Origin of the sequence: Clostridium simiarum, assembly GCF_018919175.1 — a bacterium.
Taxonomy (GTDB): Bacteria; Bacillota; Clostridia; order Clostridiales; family Clostridiaceae; genus Clostridium_L; species Clostridium_L simiarum.
On the sequence record NZ_JAHLQL010000008.1, the window covers coordinates 109596 to 127507 of the forward strand.

Below are 17912 nucleotides of genomic sequence, written 5' to 3' on the forward strand. Positions count from 1 at the left end.
AATATCTATAATGTGAGTATCTTATTAATTTTAAATTTACTATTTATTTATTTATTTTCTTGCTTCTTTGTATTAAAGTATTTTTCTCTTCATCAATTAATTTTTTATCAAGTCTTTCAAACAATATCTCAAACTTATTAATTTTTATTCCTTCTTTAGGTTCAATAGCTCTCCAGTTATTTTCCTCAACGGATAACCATTGTTTAATTTTTTCAGATGATTGAGGTAAAAATGGATTTAGCAAATTAGCTATATTTATTATTGAATATATGCAATTATAGATTGTATTTCTGGACTTTTCTACATCTGAGTTTACAGTAATCCAGGGTGTTTTTTCATCAAAATATTTATTTATACTTCTTATAAATTCAAAGATTTCTTTAAGGGCTAGCTTTAAATTTCCGCTTTCGATAAATGCTCCAACTCTTTTGTATAAGGCATTAATATCATCATTAATATTAGTATCAACTTTCCCTTTAGGTATGCTATTATTAAAGTACTTTTCTACAAATACTAATGTTCTATTTACTAAGTTTCCATATGCTCCTAATAATTCTCCATTATTACTATTTATAAATTCTCTCCAAGAAAAATCTGTATCTCTTTTTTCAGGGGAATTTATTAAGAAAAAATATCTTAGAGCATCAGTATTATAGCGCTCAATTATATCAGGAACCCATACAGCCCAATTATTGCTTGTAGATATTTTCTTTCCTTCTAGGGTTAAATACTCACTGGATATTATTCTATCTGGCAACTTCTCATAGCCTATTCCACTTATTAAAGCTGGTAATATTATAGAGTGAAATGGTATGTTATCTTTTCCATGTACATAATAGGAGATAGCTTCTTTATTCCAAAAGCTTTCATAGGACTCATCTTTTTCTATTGCCCACTTTTTGCTTAAAGTAAGATACCCAAGGACAGCATCTATCCATACATATACCTTTTTGTCCTCAAAGCCTTTAATTGGAATATCAATCCCTAGGGATAAATCTCTTGATATAGCCCGATCACATAGACCTTCATTTAAATATCTCTCTGTATTATTTACTGCGTTAATTCGCCAGTTATCCTTGCAACTATCTAGGTTATTTTTAATTTCCTCTTGAAACTTAGATAGGAGAAAATATAATTGTTTTGTAGCTTTTACTTTAGGTTCATTATTGCACAACTTACATCTTCTATCTAATAATTCAAGGGGCTCTAATAATGCTCCGCAACCATCACATTGATCTCCCCTTGCTATGGAATTGCATTCTGGACACTTTCCTTCTACATATCTATCCGGTAAGAATTGATTGCAATTTTCACAATAAATTTGCTCAACATCTTTTTCATAAATTAATCCTTTCTTATACAGCAAGGCTATTGCCTCTTGAACTTGATTTTTATGAAAATCATCATCTGTTCTAGAATAATAATCATAAGAAAAATTTAATTTTTTAAAGCAATACTCAAATTCATTGTTATATTTATCAGAAATGTCCTTTGGTGATACGCCCTCATTTCTTGCTCTAATTGATATTGGTGTTCCATGACAATCACTACCTGAAACATATAAAACCTTATCTCCTTTTGCTCTATAATATCTTGCCAGCACATCACCTGGTAATAATGCTGCTATATGACCAATATGCAATGATCCATTAGCATAAGGCCATGCTCCTCCAATAAAAATATTCATAATAATTCCTCCTCTAAATTATAATTTTGGATAATAAAAAAACTCCCCTTCCTAAGAAATTAATCTTAGGAACGAGAGTAAAACTTCGTGATACCATCCTAATTCGCATATACTTTGCAGTATACACCTCTTCAAGTACGTCATATAAACTCATATGATTATACTCTATCACTATAACGGGTGAACCCGTTGCAGCCTTAATTTAAATTAAATCTCGGTGCACAGCTCCAAGGCCATTTTCACTTTAATATCCTTTGTTCCTTCTCACCAATGGGAACTCTCTGTATAAGTATTCTTAAAGTTACTTTCCTTTTCTTTGCATTTGTACTTTATTATAACCCTTCAATTAAATTTGTCAATATTAGTATATGCATCTTTAGTAAAAATAGTATTTATTTATTATAGGATTTACAGTAACAGGTATAATGGAGATTACTTTAAGTTAATGAAGGATTATCTTATTTATAAATTTTTCTAACTTTTGTTAAAGAAAAATACCCGAGTAGCGGGTATTTCTATTCACTTATATTATTTAAGAATCATCTTTAGAAATCTTCCAGTTATATTATTTAAGAACTGTCTTTAGAAGTTTTTCAGCTATATTATTTAAGAGCTGTCTTTAGGAATCTTCCGGTTATATTACTTAAGAACCGTCTTTGGAAGTTTTTCAGACATATTATTTAAGAGTCATCTTTAGAGATCTTCCAGTTATATTATTTAAGAACTGTCTTTAGGAACCTTCCCGTGTGAGAGGCCGCAACCTTTGCCACTTGTTCTGGAGTACCCTCTGCAACAACGTATCCGCCTCCATTACCACCTTCAGGACCCATGTCAATGATGTAGTCTGCGGACTTGATCACGTCTAAATGGTGTTCAATCACCAGTACCGTGTGTCCCTTATCAACAAGTTTTTTTAAGCAATCTACTAGCTTTTGAATATCTGAAAGATGAAGTCCTGTAGTTGGTTCATCCAAGATATATAGGTTGTGTGCTCCTCTTTTGATCTTGGACAGTTCATAGGCTAGCTTCACCCTTTGAGATTCACCCCCAGATAGAGTTGTTGAACTTTGACCAAGTCTCATGTAGCCTAATCCAAGTTCACTAATGATTTCTAGTTTGTGCTTTAGATACTTAGTGTCTTTAAAGAAATCAAGAGCCTCTTCAACAGTCATTTCCAATACATCTGCAATGCTTTTATCCTTGTATTTAATCTCAAGACCTTCATTAGAAAAGCGAGCTCCTTTACACACTGGGCATATAGTTTCAATGTCTGCCATGAACTGCAGGTTTGTGACAATGATTCCGTCTCCACCGCAATGTTCACATCTGGTTCCATTAGCATGAGTTAAACTAAAATCAATCTCCTTGTACCCCCGAGATACTGCTTCTGGCTGCATTGCAAAAATTTCACGTATCTTATTATAGATACCTATATAGGTTGCTGGATTTGACTTGCTATTTCTGCCAATGGGGGACTGGTCAATATTTATTACATTGTTTAGTAGTTCCGACCCAAAGAGGAAATCATGCTCCCCAGAAGCAATGCGAGCACCTGTTTTATCAACCTTAAGTTGTTTGTAAAGTATCTCGTTAATTAATGAGCTTTTACCGGAACCTGATACACCAGTAACACAGACAAAGACGCCAAGAGGTATATCAAGGTCTACATTTTTTAAATTATTTTCCCTGGCACCTTGAATGGACAAGAAGGTATCTCCTAAATTCCTACGTTGCTTAGGTACAGGTATATATGATGAACCAGATAAATACTGGCCAGTTATTGATTCAGGTTCACTTATAATATCTTCAAGGGTACCGGATGCTACTATATTACCACCATGAACACCGGGGCCTGGACCTATTTCAATGATATGATCGGCACTCTTTATAGTATCTATATCATGTTCCACAACAATAACGGTATTTCCTATGTCCCGCAGCTTTTTCATTGTATCTATAACTTTCATGGAATCCCGTGGATGGAGGCCGATGCTAGGCTCATCCATTACATATAACATACCCATAAGTTCACTGCTAATTTGTGTGGACATCTTAATTCTTTGCATCTCACCACCGGAAATACTGTCACTTCTTCTGCCAAGGCTTATATAATGAAGGCCAATGTCAATCAAAAGCTTTAATCTTGAACTTATTTCACGGATAATAGAAGTGGAAACTTCCTCAATATCTTCTTCAAAGGTTAAAGATTGTAAAAAACCTAATAGCTCCGGTAGTTGCATTCTACTTAGCTCATCTATATTTTTTTCACCAACTGTAATCTGAAGTCTCTGATTTTTTAGTCTGCCACCATGGCATTCGGGACATATCTTTTCTATCATGCAGTCCTTAATGAAGGTGGGTTCAAAGGCTTCACTGGTAGATGTCTTCCTTATATAATGTTTGTACCAGCTCTCTAGCTCGTAAACAAAGCCTCTAAAGGGTCTTGCCTTACCGGTTATCCAGTTCTTTTTTTGAGAAAAGGGTGGCTGTAGCATTTCTACGGTTTCTCCCTTTGTTCCATAAAAAAGTATCTCATGTATATGCTTTGGAAGATCCTTAAAGGGGGTATCAAGACTAAAGTTATATTTCTGGGATAAGCTATACATCATAACTGTCCTGTAACTATCCTTACCAGAGACGTTATAGATTGTGTTTCTCAGCGCACCCTTGCTTATGCTCTTTTCTGGTGAAACAATTAAAAAACGTGGTTCTACAACATAGGACATTCCTACTCCAAGGCAGGTGTGGCAGGCACTTGCAGGAGAATTAAAAGAGAAATGGAAGGGTTGCATTTCACAAAGGGAATAATGATGCTCTTGGCATCCGAAATTATCATAGAATGCAGAATCAACCTCTCCAATAACCTCTACCTTTATCATAATATCCTCATCCAGTGCAACCATAGCAGCTTCAATAGATTTTGTCAGTTGTATGTAAGTATCAGGTTTTAAGGTAAAGCGATCTATTATCAATTCAATTTTATAAGTTTTACTCTCATCAAGTTCCCTTTTTTCAGACAAGGAAAAGGGCTCCTCATTCACCAAAAGATTTTTATAGCCTTTTTCTCTTAATTTATGAAAGGTATATTCATAATCTTCTCCAAATATCTTGTATACTGGTGCACGAAGTTCAATGACAGTATCTATAGGCAAGGTTGAAATATGTTCTGCAATCTGGGCTGCAGATAATTGCCTAAGTGGTTTACCACACTCAGGGCACTTTCCTACACCTGCCGTGGAAAACAAAAGTCTCATATAATCGTTAATGTCTGTAACGGTGCCCACCGTTGAACGGGGATTGTTGTTGCCCTTTTTCTGTTCAATAGCAATTACAGGAGACAATCCCCGAACATAGTCTACCTTAGCTTTTTTCAGTTGACTGATACGACTTTTAGCAAAGGTGGAAATAGAATCAAGAAAACGCCTCTGACCTTCTCCATAAATAACATCAAAGGCCAATGAGGATTTCCCAGAACCGGATACACCAGTGATTACCGTTAGTTTGTCTCTAGGAATCTTTACAGATATATTCTTCAAGTTATTTTGCTTTGCGCCTGATATTTCGATGTCTGTTCTTATAGACATATTGCATCTCCTCTTTTCTTTGCAAAATATATAAACTATAAGTTATTACGGAATATAAAGATAGCCTAGCTCTTCAACGGCTAGCTTACTTTTAGGGGTTAAACGAATTGTTTGTGATACCTTTTCAATAACTCCCTTATCAGCCAGGTAGTCAAAGATAGAAACAATAAAATGCCCTTGCACATGGAAATGCTTAGCGATAAGAGTGCTAGTTTTAATCTGCTCATCAGACATAAATTCAATTACAGGTTTTTTCAATATATCAATATGCTGCTCAAGATACCTGTCAATGTTTTCTATAGCACTTAAAATTTCTTCTTCACTAAAGTGGTGAGACATTGCCTCCTTATAAAAGGGAGTGATCACATCAGGATTAATTTCAAGAGCTTTCTGTATGGATTCACGGGATGCTGGTTCAGCATTTAGGCAGAGTTCCATGTCTGCAATAACCTCCGCAGCTTTCAAAAGAAAATACTGTGCATAAAGAGGGTCCTTCCTAACTTTCAACCACTTTTGGCACTTCTCATATATGCCAACGAGCATGCTAGCTTTATAGAATAATGATAATGCAATATCATCGCTGCCCATATTTTTCAGATCTTCAAAATACTCATATAGGCTATCATCGGTGGTATAAACAATCTTACCTTTTGAGAAGTAGGACTGGGAAAATGATCCTCCAATGTTTCTTTCAAGCCCTCTTTTGAAGTTACTTCTTACAATGAGGTCAACATTGATTGTTATGCCATCTTCTATAATGCAATAGGAAGTGGTTTTAAGATGCTGATCCCGAACAACCATGGTCATGTCAATATCGCTTTTTTCCCATACCATGTCATAGGCAAGGCTGCCACAGACAATTATGGCAATAACATTAGGATCATCCTTAACTTTACAAACAAAGCTATCCACTGCAGATGTAAATCTCTCTTTTAATTCTGCCTGTAGTATATCATCCATAATCTCAAATCCTTTCTTTTTAATATTAAAGAAACAATTGTTCATAATATTTAGATTATGATATCATTATACTTGTACATTTTTATCAATACAGGACAAAAATTGCTGGAGTTGAGAAATATGGATAATTATTTGTTAGAAATAATAAAGAGCACAACTGAATATATTGAAAATAATATTTTAGAGCCTTTAAATCTTGACAATATATCGGAAAATGTAAATATCTCAAAATTTCATTTGCTACGAATATGGAAGGGGGCTACATCCACCGGTCTTATGGAGTATGTTAGAAGGAGAAGAATTGCACTGTCTTTAGGTGATTTAATCCATAACCAAAATAGCATTGAATTTATTTCTTCAAAATACTCTTTTGGATGTGAGCGAACCTATAACAGAGTTTTTAAGGAGGAATTCAAAATTACTCCTGCAAAATGGCGAAGAAATCCCTGCCCTTTAGAAATTTTAGACCGGTTTAATGCTGATTTTATGAACTGCTCAGGGGAAGGACTTGTATTTTTTCGTTCAATAACCGTATTACCTGCTTTTTCAATTGCAGGACTCCAATATAACGTGGATATTGAAGAAAACCTGAAGTTTCAAATAGCCAATAAATATGGAGTGGACTTTTTTTACAACCATCGCTTAAGGGTCTTCAATCCTATAGAAAAAGATGTGTATATTGGATTTACTACAGTTTTAGATGAATTAAACAGCTATACTCTTTATCAGCCTTCTATCCAAATCAGTGAAAACAGTATTATACCTGAAGACATGAATATAAAGAGCATAATCCCACACAAATATGGTGTTTTTACTTATATGGGACTACATCGGCCAGAAGAAATCTCATCAAAGAATTTATTAGATATCTGGAACCATGTTTTTAACATATGGATGCCAACAGTTGAATTTGATTTAAGAGAGAAATTTAGATTTGAGTATATAAACTACGCAAAATGTAATAAGCATTACTGTGAATGTGATTTGTTTTTTCCTATTTCGGTTTTATAATAGGGAATAGAGAAGAGCTTTGCCCTTATGAACTTCACTGTGGAGTTTCCTTAATATTGTTATATAAATTTAGGTTGTCATAGGATTTAGAGTATCATATTTAAATGTTAATTAATGGGGAAGGTTATTTTTATTCCATATTAAGCTATTAGTAGCATGTTGTGTGCATTATGAATATTATAAATTATAAGATATAGTATTTCTTTAAATTTTTATATGTAGGTGATTGAAGTGACATCTTATAATAAAGAAATTTCAATGGAAGTATCTATTGACTATCCATTATATCAATCTGAAAAAGGTAACTATTTTATTGGTCAAACACCAACTTTAACTGGGCAAAATCAGCGTGCTTTAGCTATGTTACTAAATCCAATTAATTCAAATAGAAATATATATATAAATGCTATGACTATAACAAATATTTCCGAGCTTAATTTATCAGCTGAGTTTTACCTAAGATCTAGTTTTAATAGGGGAGATATTAGTGATTTAGTTAGCTGTACTAATACAGCTATTTTTCCTGAACCAATTCCTAGAGGTGAAATTAAATATTTAACTACAACTACTCAACCACCAAGGGATGGTGTTCCTATATTTAGTAGAATAGTTTCACCATATTCAACTTTAGTAGTTGATGGTGGTCAAATTATCCTTGGACCTGGACAATCTATTATTATTTATCTTGGTGGATTTTTACCAGTTGTCCTTGATAGTGCAAAGGTTGCCTTTGGTTGGTGGGAACAAAGAATCTGTAACTGTTCTGATTTCTTACAAAACTAATATACCTTACTTCTAATAGAATGGTTTAAGTTATAAAACACCCATAGCCAAATAATCTTAATGGCTAGGGTGTTTTTTTCAGTTTATTTATGGTAGGGTTCACCCTGTCAGTAGCAAACGATAGCACTTTTATTACATCCGTTAGTATTATTATGAAAAATCATATAATTTCCTTTCAGCAAGTTTTATTGCACTGATTCTTTCACAATTCATCAATACCATAATTATGGATATTAATCTATCTATTTTCAATTATATCTCTCCTCAAAATTACATATATGTTGATTTTATAACCCTGACATAATGGTGTCAAGGTTACTGTGCTATATTAAGTTTATAAAATATATTCTAGAAAAAACATATATGAGGAGGAAATTATATACTTAATAGTAATTTTATAAAGTTTCAATCTCAACTTTTATTGCTGTAGCGCCTTCTAATTGAATCCATTTTAAATTTGCTTTAAATTCTGAATCAACCTTATCTAAATTACATATATTTTCTATAACATATGCTCCTTTATTTTCAACATATTTATCTATTGCTACGTGATGTTCTCCGTGCTGTATTCCACTTAAATCAATTCCTATTAACTTCACATTAAAATCTAGTAATTTATCTACAAGTTCATTAGTCAGATATGGACTTGATTTAGTATTAAAATACTCTTCACTTCCATAGCCATAATTTTCTAAATATCCAGTTCTAAATATTACAAAAGAATTTTCTTTAATTGATATGTTATCTAACACATCAACATCTATAATATTTAGGTTTCTAACATCTATTAAAGTAACATCTATTTCTGATGGTAACTCTATATTTGATAGATTATAGCAATCTATGTGAGTTCCTATATGTTGCCTTTGATGTGCAGGTTGGGAATCTCCCCATTTTAGTATTTTATCTGGAATATTGAATTCCTTTAAATGTAAGTTCATATTATACATCTCCTTCTAATTCTATCATTTTATCTAAATAGTTATTAAATTTTTTTAAGAAACTAGCTACAATTTCTTGCTCTTCTTTATCTATATCTTTAAAAAACTCATTATTTCTTTCTTCCCACTGTTTATGCTTTATTTCATGATGTTTATATAATTTTTCACCTAATTTTGTTAATTTAAAATATATTTCTTTATCATTATCAGGCTTCTTATACTTATCAACAAGGTTATTATTTAAAAGTTTTTTGGTAATCTTACTTATAGCACCTCTTGTCATATTCATGCTTTGAGATATTTTAGTAACGTTAGGATCTTTTATTTTGCCTATGAAATCTATACAGTGTATTTCTGAAATTCCGTAATCTTCATATTCACCCTTAAAGGATATTTTTCCTAGAGTTTCTTCCTTTTCATATATTTCTTTAAAGCTCTCCATAATACTATTAATATTATCCACTTAAGACACCTTCCTATATTTTAAATAAAGCAATAACATAGCTTTTGTTTCCTTGGATACAATAATAATATATTTTTGTTTCCATGTCAACAATTATTTTAAAGTTTAATTTATTAAATAATTAACTTGCTTGTTTTATCTCATGACTACCCGCTCTAATACTTTCCTCCTCTTAAAAGTGGAAAGAAAGAGGGGAGAGGTCCCTGTATAAGGATTTCTAATCTTTAGAGAGAGTAAAAACTCCCTATAAAGATTAGAAATCTGTTTATGTACTACATTTCTTGTAACTTAGCGTAGAGACATTTTGATTACATCACTTAATTTACTTATCTAATTATCTTGAAATATAATAAGGCTAATATAGTTTCACTTATTTAACTCTTAAGGACCTTATGAGATGTAGGTATTATAAGGAGAATCGGTTATGAGATGACCACTTATCTCTGGAAAACAACCGACTATCGAAAATCCATTTACTCTAACTTAGAATGCTTCTATACTTATTTATGACAGGGGGTGAGGGAATGCAAATCGAAGTGTCAATTGACCAATCCTGCAAAGAACCTAAAATAATAATTTTAACTGATAAAATAACTGATGAGATTAATGAAATAATAAAACGCCTTTCAGAAATCAATCCAGATTCAATGACAGCCTTATCTGAAAAAGGGGTTGAAATACTTGAATATAAAGATGTAATACGATTTTATTCCGAAAACAAAAAGGTTTTTGTTGAGACTTTAAAGGGAAAGTATATTGTTCGATCAAGGCTATATGAATTGGAAGAAAAACTCGATAATAAAAGATTTGTAAGAATTTCAAATTCGGAGATTGTAAATATAAAAAAGATACGTAGCATGGATACAAGTATAACAGGGACTATTTGTGTTGTTTTGCAAGGGGATATAAAAACCTATTCCTCCCGTCGTTACGTACGAAAAATCAAACAGTTATTTGGAATATGAGGTGATGGTTATGTTAAAAAAAGCTTGTAGAAGAGGTATAGGTGGTTTTGCTTTTGGTGTATTGATAGGGCAAATTATTTCAATTTTTATTTCAGTATCTTTAGGTAATGGTGAGTTTATTCCAGTAGTTCCAGAGTTTAGAGCCTTATTTAGTGATGAAATTGGAGCTGTAATTGCCCAAACCCTTTTAACAGGGGTGATTGGCACAGTTTTTGCGGTAACCTCCCTAGTATTTGAAATTGAAAAGTGGGGTAGTTTGAAGCAATATATAGTACATTTTTTTATAACATCGACTTTTTGGGTTCCTATAGTCTATTTATGTTGGATGCCACAAGATGCAAAGGGGATACTTATATGTTTTATTAGTTTTTTAGTGACCTATGCTATTACATGGTTTGTACAATATAGGGTTACAAAAGATGATATTAGAAAGATAAATGAAGTAATCAGGACTGAAAACAATGAAAAGGAGCAGGAGTAAAATGAATGCAATAGAAATAAAGGGATTAACAAAGTGCTACAAGGATAGAAAGGCTGTTGATAATCTTTCTTTTGACATTGAAAAGGGTGAGTTTTTTGCCTTACTTGGTCAAAATGGAGCAGGTAAAACAACAACTATAAAAATGCTTTCCTGTCTGCTCTCACCTACAAGGGGAGATGCTCTTTTGCTTGGCAATAGTATCATTTCTAATCCTGAAACAATTAAGGAAAAGATCAATGTATCTCCACAGGAAACTGCAGTTGCTCCAAATTTATCAGTTAAGGAAAACCTTGAATTGATTGCAAGAATATACGGCAGTGATAAGCATAAAGCAAGTATAAAAGCTGAAGAAATGATGTTGGGTTTTGGACTAATTGATAGGTCAAAGGAAAAGGCTAAATCTTTATCCGGAGGTATGCAGCGTAGATTGAGTATTGCTATGGCTCTTATATCAGATCCAGAGGTGATTTTCCTTGATGAACCTACACTTGGACTTGATGTGCGAGCCAGGCGTGAACTTTGGAAGACTATAAATGAATTGAAAGGCAAAATAACTATTATTCTGACCACCCATTATCTAGAAGAGGCAGAAGCACTAGCTGATAGGATTGGCATTATGAATGATGGTAAGTTGCAGGCACTTGGAACTGTGGAGCAGTTGAAAGAAATAACAGGAAAAGCTACTTTTGAAGATGCATTTCTTATGTTGACAGAAAAGGAGGTTGTATTATGAGATTTTTACCATTTGCTATACGAAATTATAAGGAATTACTACGAGACCTATTAAGTTTAGTTTTTAGTATGGGATTACCTATAATATTTCTATTAATGCAGAAAAATATGCCCATTTATGGATTCAAAATTGAAAATTTTACTCCAGGAGTAGTTATTTTTAGTTTTGCATTTATATCCTTATTTTCTGGAATGCTCATAGCAAAAGACAGATGCAGTTCATTTTTAACACGGTTATTTGCATCACCTCTTTCAGCCTTTGATTATATTGTGGGCTATTCACTACCCCTTTTGCTAATGGCTTTACTGCAAAGTATAGTATGCTTTATTACAGCAATTTTCCTTGGACTACCACTTCATATAAATATATTACTGACAATTCTTTTGTTTATTCCTGTTGCTATGCTCTTTATTGGCATTGGATTACTGCTCGGATGTGTATTTAACGACAAACAAGTGGGGGGAATTGCGTCTATACTAATTACCTTTTCGACACTTGCAAGTGGCATGTGGTTTGATTTGAATTTAATGGGAAATACCCTAAAAACAATAGCTCGTGTCTTACCATTTGCTCATGCAGTAGATGCGGCAAGAGCTACTCTCACTGGAAACTACGCTTCTATTTTACCACATTTGCCATGGGTACTTGGACATGCAATTGTAACATACATCGTTGCTGTGCTTATTTTTAGAAAAAGAATGCTTAACGGAAACATGTGAATGAATATGATAAGCCAATGACAATTTTAATGTCATTGGCTTATTTTTTAACCACTAATCATATTTTATTTATTTTGATTTCCTGCTTAAATACATTATATGTTAGGGTTCAACTTAATCAAGTACATTTGTTTAATTTTATAAAAAGATTTGGCTCTGTTTTAAACCAGTGTTGATAAGTGAGCATATAAAAATGGACAAGGTAACTTGTTCATTTTACTTTTCAATTTTTATAATATAGAATTAAGTAACTACTTTTTTATCCTACACTTTTTATCCATTTCATACATACTTTTTATAATTCCTAATACTACAATACCGACCTGTGTAAAAGTTATATAATTATAGAATTTACTACTCAAAAAAACACCAACACCTCCAACGAGGATAACTAATAGACCAGTATACAGGATATCTCCGCCTACTATTCTTGATACTTTATCTTTATCGTATTTTTTTGCATCAAACCCATTTAGCATATCTCCCGCATTTTGACTTTTAATTACCCACCCCAAAAAGGTAAATAGTCCTCCCATAAGCATTGTAATTATAATTAGTCCATATATATTTACATTCTTCATATAAAATCTCCATAATCTTATTATTGCTATATCATATTTCTTCCTATTTATCAGTTAGTTTAATAAACAACTAACTCACATAATAATACAATTGCTCAATAATTTATATTCTTATTATACATAATTTATGGCTTATAATTCCAGTAATTATATAAATAAAAATAACTTTATGTAAATACCGGTTGCCTTGTCTTAAAATATTTAAATACATCTTATGTTAGGGTTTAACAGTAACGTCGACTACGTTCTGTATTTCTGCTACATCATTTAAATACATCTTATGTTAAGATTCAATTTATAGATTCAGCAATTGATTTTTAATAAGAAAATGAAACTCCTTCTCTCTTTGTCGAAGGAGTAAGCGACTCATACAAGATTTTAAATCTTGGTTCTCTGCTTAACCGATTCACACCAAATCATAGATTTGGGTTCTCTGCTTAAATACATCTCATGTTAAGGTTCAACTTGGAAAGGTCGCATGTTTACATAGCCATTGTTATCTATTTAAATACATCTCATGTTAGGGTTCAACGGACATGTGAAGTGCTAGAACTTACACTTAACCCTTAATTTAAATACATCCTATGTTAAGGTTCAACGTTGGTCAAAATTGGGTGGATGGAATCGATTAACAGAATTTAAATACATCCTATGTTAAGGTTCAACTTTAGTTCTTAATGCCTCCATAGCCATATCTATAATTTAAATACATCCTATGTTAAGGTTCAACTTGGAGGATAAAACAGAGTTTATTAACTTTGTTTTATCATTTAAATACATCCTATGTTAGGGTTCAACTTGAAAAATATTATGGTTGAAAAGGTATTTTGTTCATTTAAATACATCCTATGTTAGGGTTCAACTGAAAAGAGCTTTAGAGATTGCTAATAAAAGAGTATTTAAATACATCCTATGTTAGGGTTCAACATTAAAGCTATTATGTCAGTGCTAATATTAATATTATTTAAATACATCCTATGTTAGGGTTCAACGCCAATTTCCCTTCAAGAAAGATAACATTGGCTTCTATTTAAATACATCCTATGTTAGGGTTCAACATATGAGAAATTTTAGTAAAAGAATAAGAAAATAATTTAAATACATCCTATGTTAGGGTTCAACCACTGTAGTTAAGCCATTCCTTATTTTCATTATATCCTTTAAACTGTTGAAAATAAAGGGTTTGTTTAAAATTTTTCCAACCGATTTGTGTTTTTTAAAAAGTTGATGAAAAACACCCTTTAAACCTTGGATTTTCAATGGTTTAGATCATATTTTGTTTAAGCCACGATTGGAAAAATAATGTTAAGTTTTTAATTTTATAAATTGGCTCTGTTAGAGTAAATTGTTGATTTGTTATATAAAATTAGGCTATCTTCATGGATAACCTAATTTCAATGATTTTTGATAATTTGTTGAAGGGGATTAGAGTGCATAATAAAATATCACATATTATACTTATTTCATGGGATTAATAATACCATAAAAAACAATGTCTTCAAAAGAGTTGTTTTTATAAATATGATCTTTTAGAGTGCCTTCGTATGCCATTCCACACTTCTCCATTATCTTTCCAGAGGCGGGATTGGATTTGAAATAACGTGCATAAACACGATGATAATCTTTCTCTTTAAAGGCAAATTCTATAATTGCTTTGGCTGCTTCTGTTCCATATCCATTTCCCCAATATTCTTCTCCTATCCAGTAGGCAATTTCACCGTTTTTGTACTGTTTATGATTTGAAATAGCAATAGCACCATATAACTGTCCGGTATTTTTGTCTGTTATGGCAAATTCGTACATTCGGTCTAATTCAAAGTTTTGCTCATGATTTGCAATCCATGAAAGAGCACATTCTAAAGAATAGGGATATGGTAAATTCAATGTGCTTTTGTATATATTATAATTATTACAAAACATGCTAACATCTTTTGCGTCAGATTCTTTAAATAGACGTAGAAGTAATCTATCTGTTTCTATTGTTTTTTCTGTTTTACTATAAATCATTGTTTTCACCCCCTTGAAAGATAAATAAATTTTGCTTTACATGACATAATGATTATTTGGTAATTTATACATGATTATGCAGAAGATTAGCTAAATTAGCACTACTTTTCAAATAATTTTAAATCTTTATATAAACTTAGTCTCTCTTTCTTTATATCCTTATAAAATCTTTCAAGGGAAGTGGTAGGTAATATTTCCTTTTTATAAAGGTTCTAAGATTACTTGTCATTTCTATAAACATTAGCTACGATAAAAACTTTATTATTGCTCTAGCCTAAGTTGGTTAATTAGCATTTCATACTGTAAATCTCCAAGGCCATATTGGGGGAAAGTTTTTAGTAAATCAACAATTAGCTTATCTGTTTCCTTGTTTATATTTTGCATGATATAACGGTTAATCTCGCTTGTCTTAGATCTATAGTTCAAGTATAGGGATACAGCTTGATACATTACAGGTAACAATTTTTGGGATGGCATTTTATTATTACAAACTATACTTTTATACTTTTCCAAACTATTTTCTACACTAATCTCATAAGCATCAGAAAGCATCTCATCAGTACTTTCAAGAGCCATACAAAAGAGTACATCTCCATCAAAGTTACATTGATCTAAGAATGCAAGCACTGTTAACATATTAATTTGGCAAAACATATCATCACCAAACCACAATACTATGATATGGAATTTATCCTTGAACAATGGTTCTAAGGGAGTCAATACGATTCTTTTGTAATCTTCCATTGTTGTATTAAGAGATTTTACTCTTTTTTCAATAAAGGAAGTTGAAAATATTTCTTCATCTGCCTGGCCCCAGCACATTGCTTCATTAAATGGGATGTAGGTAAACTTTTCATTTATTCGTCCATTTTTTTCAAAGTCCTGCATCATGCAATTACCATTTAAGATGTGGAGTATTTTTGCTTCAGTTTTTTCACTTACTTGCTCTTGAATCTTATAAATTATTTCATCTTTCATATTATCATAGGCTCCCTCATTATTTTGATAAGGAGAAATATATTTTGTATTATACTTGGAAATGGGTAGTTGTTTTTTTCTATATTCATATGGTGAAATCCCATAAAAAGCTAAAAATGCACGTGAAAAAGATTCCTGAGATGAATAACAATATTGATGTGCAATGTCAATAACTCTTAGTTCAGTAAGAGATAAATCCTCAGCTGCACGTTGCAATCGTCTTTTTAAAGTGTAATTTTTGATGGATGTACCAATATGTTTACGAAAGCAAGCTGAACAATAATACGGTGAGTAATTGACCTTTTTAGCAATGTCTGTAAGGGAAAATTCACTATTTAGATTATCTTCAATATAATCAATAATATCTTGAACATTAATTTTTTCCATAGATTATTCCTCCTCTCAAACTTAATGATACATTTTCAATGAGATTCTTTTATGATATTGGTTGTGATTATTAATCTTAATATAGGACTATGATTTAATTCAATGCTGATTTTATAACATATTTAAAGAGGGCTAACCCATCCATCTTTAAATTACTATTATTTATACTATTTTCATAATAAGCTTTTTTCCATTATAAAATTAGTGAGATACTGTCCTTTTCTTTCCACAAGCTGTTCTTTCACAACCTTATAACCTTGCTTTTCAAAGAAAGGCTTTGCAGTTATAGAAGAGTGAGTTGTTATAATTTCAATCTTATTTTCTTTTGCATATTTCTCTATTTCATTTATAATCATGGTTGCAATTCCAACACCTTGATAATCTTTATGAATAAATAATCTGTCCAAATATCCCTTGGTATCTAGATCACCAAATCCAATAATAACTTTATCTTCTTCAATTACAACAGAATAATGCTCTGAAAGAGACTTATTCCATTGAGAAATATCAATATCTTTAGGTGCCCATACATCAAGTTGACCTTGATTATAATCTTTTGCATTCACTGAATGAACTGTGTTGTAAAACAATTCAATAATTTCCTTACAATCTTCTGAACGATAAATTCTTGTATTAATTTTCATCACCTCCAATATTTCACCATATAAGTTACACTACAAAGCTTTGATTTAGTTATTAAAACTTACCCCCTAAAAACAATGAGAGGAAATTGCCTTTATTGGTATTTTCATTAATTATTGTAATTAAGACTCTAAATTCAAAATCTAAGCTATCAGAATTTGAATTTAATATAGGCATTAAATATTTTAAATTAAGTTTTAAAACAAATGAAAAAAGCACCCATCCCACCAAGAATAGTGCTTTAAACTCTCAAATCCACATTGTAAATTTTATCTAATATTTCTAAAACAAAATAAATATTCTAAGACTCAGCTTAGTGTTCTAGCACTAAGCTTCTTACTAGAATTCTTAGAAACCTTTTTCTTTAGAATTCTGCACTCCTCAGCCTTACTGTAGAGGTTATTTAACATTATTATATCAAATATTTATAAAAAATAAATATTTATATTTCTAGTCATTATTAATATAGTTTTCAATATAAATTTTAATATCTTTTTTCTATATTTTTTACAATGCTGTCTAAATTTAAGTAACTTATCTAAATATATTTCTCTTCTATGTTGAAATTAAATATTCATAGGACATGGATATCAGGAGTTAATATTACTATTTGAATATATCTAATTTGTCAGGAGCTAAATATACTCAATATTACTCATTAAGTTTTATAAGAAAATGAAACTCCTTCTCTTTTTATGGAAGGAGTACTGGAAAAGTAAGCGATTCACACAAGGTTTTAAATCTTGGTTCTCTGCTTGAATACATCCTATGTTAAGGTTCAACAACCCTTTACGGGAATAGGGAACTTCTATGTTAAATTTAAATACATCTTATGTTAAGGTTCAACGCTAATTTAATTGGTACAAGCGTTGGGTATATCCAATTTAAATACATCTTATGTTAAGGTTCAACAAGCTTTATAGAAGGCTTTCTACGAGGGTTACAATGATTTAAATACATCTTATGTTAACGTTCAACAATAATATTTGT

15 protein-coding genes, 2 CRISPR repeat arrays and 1 other annotated feature (1 of these 18 only partly in view) are annotated in these 17912 nt (G+C 31.5%); of the genes, 6 read left to right on the forward strand and 9 right to left on the reverse strand.

The window, feature by feature from the left end; all coding sequences use genetic code 11:
- Nucleotides 1–43: 43 nt before the first annotated feature.
- The 3 genes from metG to KQI89_RS16375 form a co-directional block, all read right to left on the reverse strand.
- The gene (metG, locus tag KQI89_RS16365; RefSeq protein WP_216457995.1) at nucleotides 44–1687 is read right to left on the reverse strand and encodes a methionine--tRNA ligase; all 1644 of its coding nucleotides are present in this window, start codon (nucleotides 1685–1687) and stop codon (nucleotides 44–46) included.
- A gap of 64 nt (nucleotides 1688–1751) precedes the next feature.
- Nucleotides 1752–2013 (reverse strand) — a binding site (T-box leader).
- A gap of 387 nt (nucleotides 2014–2400) precedes the next feature.
- Nucleotides 2401–5271, reverse strand: coding sequence for an excinuclease ABC subunit UvrA (uvrA, locus tag KQI89_RS16370; protein WP_216457996.1), 2871 nt, complete (start codon nucleotides 5269–5271; stop codon nucleotides 2401–2403).
- A gap of 45 nt (nucleotides 5272–5316) precedes the next feature.
- A complete protein-coding gene (locus KQI89_RS16375; RefSeq protein ID WP_216457997.1) occupies nucleotides 5317–6231 on the reverse strand; it encodes a type 2 periplasmic-binding domain-containing protein in 915 nt (304 codons plus the stop codon).
- A 120-nt stretch (nucleotides 6232–6351) separates the two neighbouring features.
- Here KQI89_RS16375 and KQI89_RS16380 point away from each other — a divergent pair, with 120 nt between their 5' ends.
- Both KQI89_RS16380 and KQI89_RS16385 read left to right on the forward strand, forming a co-directional pair.
- Nucleotides 6352–7242: a helix-turn-helix domain-containing protein gene (locus tag KQI89_RS16380; RefSeq protein WP_216457998.1), complete on the forward strand. Its 891-nt coding sequence runs from the start codon at nucleotides 6352–6354 to the stop codon at nucleotides 7240–7242.
- A 231-nt stretch (nucleotides 7243–7473) separates the two neighbouring features.
- On the forward strand, nucleotides 7474–8025 hold the full coding sequence (locus KQI89_RS16385) for a DUF6143 family protein (protein WP_216457999.1): 552 nt from the start codon (nucleotides 7474–7476) through the stop codon (nucleotides 8023–8025).
- A 395-nt stretch (nucleotides 8026–8420) separates the two neighbouring features.
- Here the strand turns inward: KQI89_RS16385 and KQI89_RS16390 are convergent, their stop codons facing one another.
- Together KQI89_RS16390 and KQI89_RS16395 are read right to left on the reverse strand one after the other, a co-directional pair.
- A complete protein-coding gene (locus tag KQI89_RS16390) occupies nucleotides 8421–8966 on the reverse strand; it encodes a cyclase family protein (protein ID WP_216458000.1) in 546 nt (181 codons plus the stop codon).
- Nucleotide 8967: 1 nt separating this feature from the next.
- Nucleotides 8968–9408: a MarR family transcriptional regulator gene (locus tag KQI89_RS16395; protein WP_216458014.1), complete on the reverse strand. Its 441-nt coding sequence runs from the start codon at nucleotides 9406–9408 to the stop codon at nucleotides 8968–8970.
- Between the two features lie 545 nt (nucleotides 9409–9953).
- On the opposite strand from KQI89_RS16395, the gene KQI89_RS16400 reads away from it, so the two are divergent.
- From KQI89_RS16400 to KQI89_RS16415, 4 genes are read left to right on the forward strand one after another with little or no spacing between them, the layout of a single operon-like run.
- Nucleotides 9954–10394 carry a LytTR family DNA-binding domain-containing protein gene (locus KQI89_RS16400; protein WP_216458001.1) on the forward strand — a complete coding sequence of 147 codons (441 nt, stop codon included), beginning with the start codon at nucleotides 9954–9956 and terminating at the stop codon, nucleotides 10392–10394.
- 10 nt (nucleotides 10395–10404) lie between these two features.
- Nucleotides 10405–10875, forward strand: a complete 471-nt coding sequence (locus KQI89_RS16405; RefSeq protein WP_216458002.1) for a DUF3021 domain-containing protein — start codon at nucleotides 10405–10407, stop codon at nucleotides 10873–10875.
- Nucleotide 10876: 1 nt separating this feature from the next.
- Nucleotides 10877–11608: an ABC transporter ATP-binding protein gene (locus KQI89_RS16410; protein ID WP_216458003.1), complete on the forward strand. Its 732-nt coding sequence runs from the start codon at nucleotides 10877–10879 to the stop codon at nucleotides 11606–11608.
- Nucleotides 11605–12327, forward strand: a complete 723-nt coding sequence (locus KQI89_RS16415; protein ID WP_216458004.1) for an ABC transporter permease — start codon at nucleotides 11605–11607, stop codon at nucleotides 12325–12327. The genes KQI89_RS16410 and KQI89_RS16415 overlap by 4 nt, the downstream gene beginning before the upstream one ends.
- 251 nt (nucleotides 12328–12578) lie before the next feature.
- Here the strand turns inward: KQI89_RS16415 and KQI89_RS16420 are convergent, their stop codons facing one another.
- The 4 genes from KQI89_RS16420 to KQI89_RS16435 all read right to left on the reverse strand — a co-directional run bounded on the left by KQI89_RS16420 (nucleotide 12579) and on the right by KQI89_RS16435 (nucleotide 16918).
- Nucleotides 12579–12908: a DUF3784 domain-containing protein gene (locus KQI89_RS16420; RefSeq protein ID WP_216458005.1), complete on the reverse strand. Its 330-nt coding sequence runs from the start codon at nucleotides 12906–12908 to the stop codon at nucleotides 12579–12581.
- Between the two features lie 435 nt (nucleotides 12909–13343).
- Nucleotides 13344–14030: direct repeats of the CRISPR family, unit length 30 nt; unit sequence ATTTAAATACATCCTATGTTAGGGTTCAAC.
- Nucleotides 14031–14366: 336 nt separating this feature from the next.
- Nucleotides 14367–14915 (reverse strand): GNAT family N-acetyltransferase, encoded by a 549-nt coding sequence (locus KQI89_RS16425; protein ID WP_216458006.1) that lies wholly within the window; start codon nucleotides 14913–14915, stop codon nucleotides 14367–14369.
- Nucleotides 14916–15176: 261 nt separating this feature from the next.
- Entirely contained in the window at nucleotides 15177–16280 is a 1104-nt protein-coding gene (locus tag KQI89_RS16430; protein WP_216458007.1) for a helix-turn-helix transcriptional regulator, read from the reverse strand.
- 173 nt (nucleotides 16281–16453) lie between these two features.
- Nucleotides 16454–16918 carry a GNAT family N-acetyltransferase gene (locus tag KQI89_RS16435; RefSeq protein ID WP_216458015.1) on the reverse strand — a complete coding sequence of 155 codons (465 nt, stop codon included), beginning with the start codon at nucleotides 16916–16918 and terminating at the stop codon, nucleotides 16454–16456.
- Between the two features lie 757 nt (nucleotides 16919–17675).
- A CRISPR array of direct repeats spans nucleotides 17676–17912; the repeat unit is 30 nt (it continues 382 nt past the right edge of the window).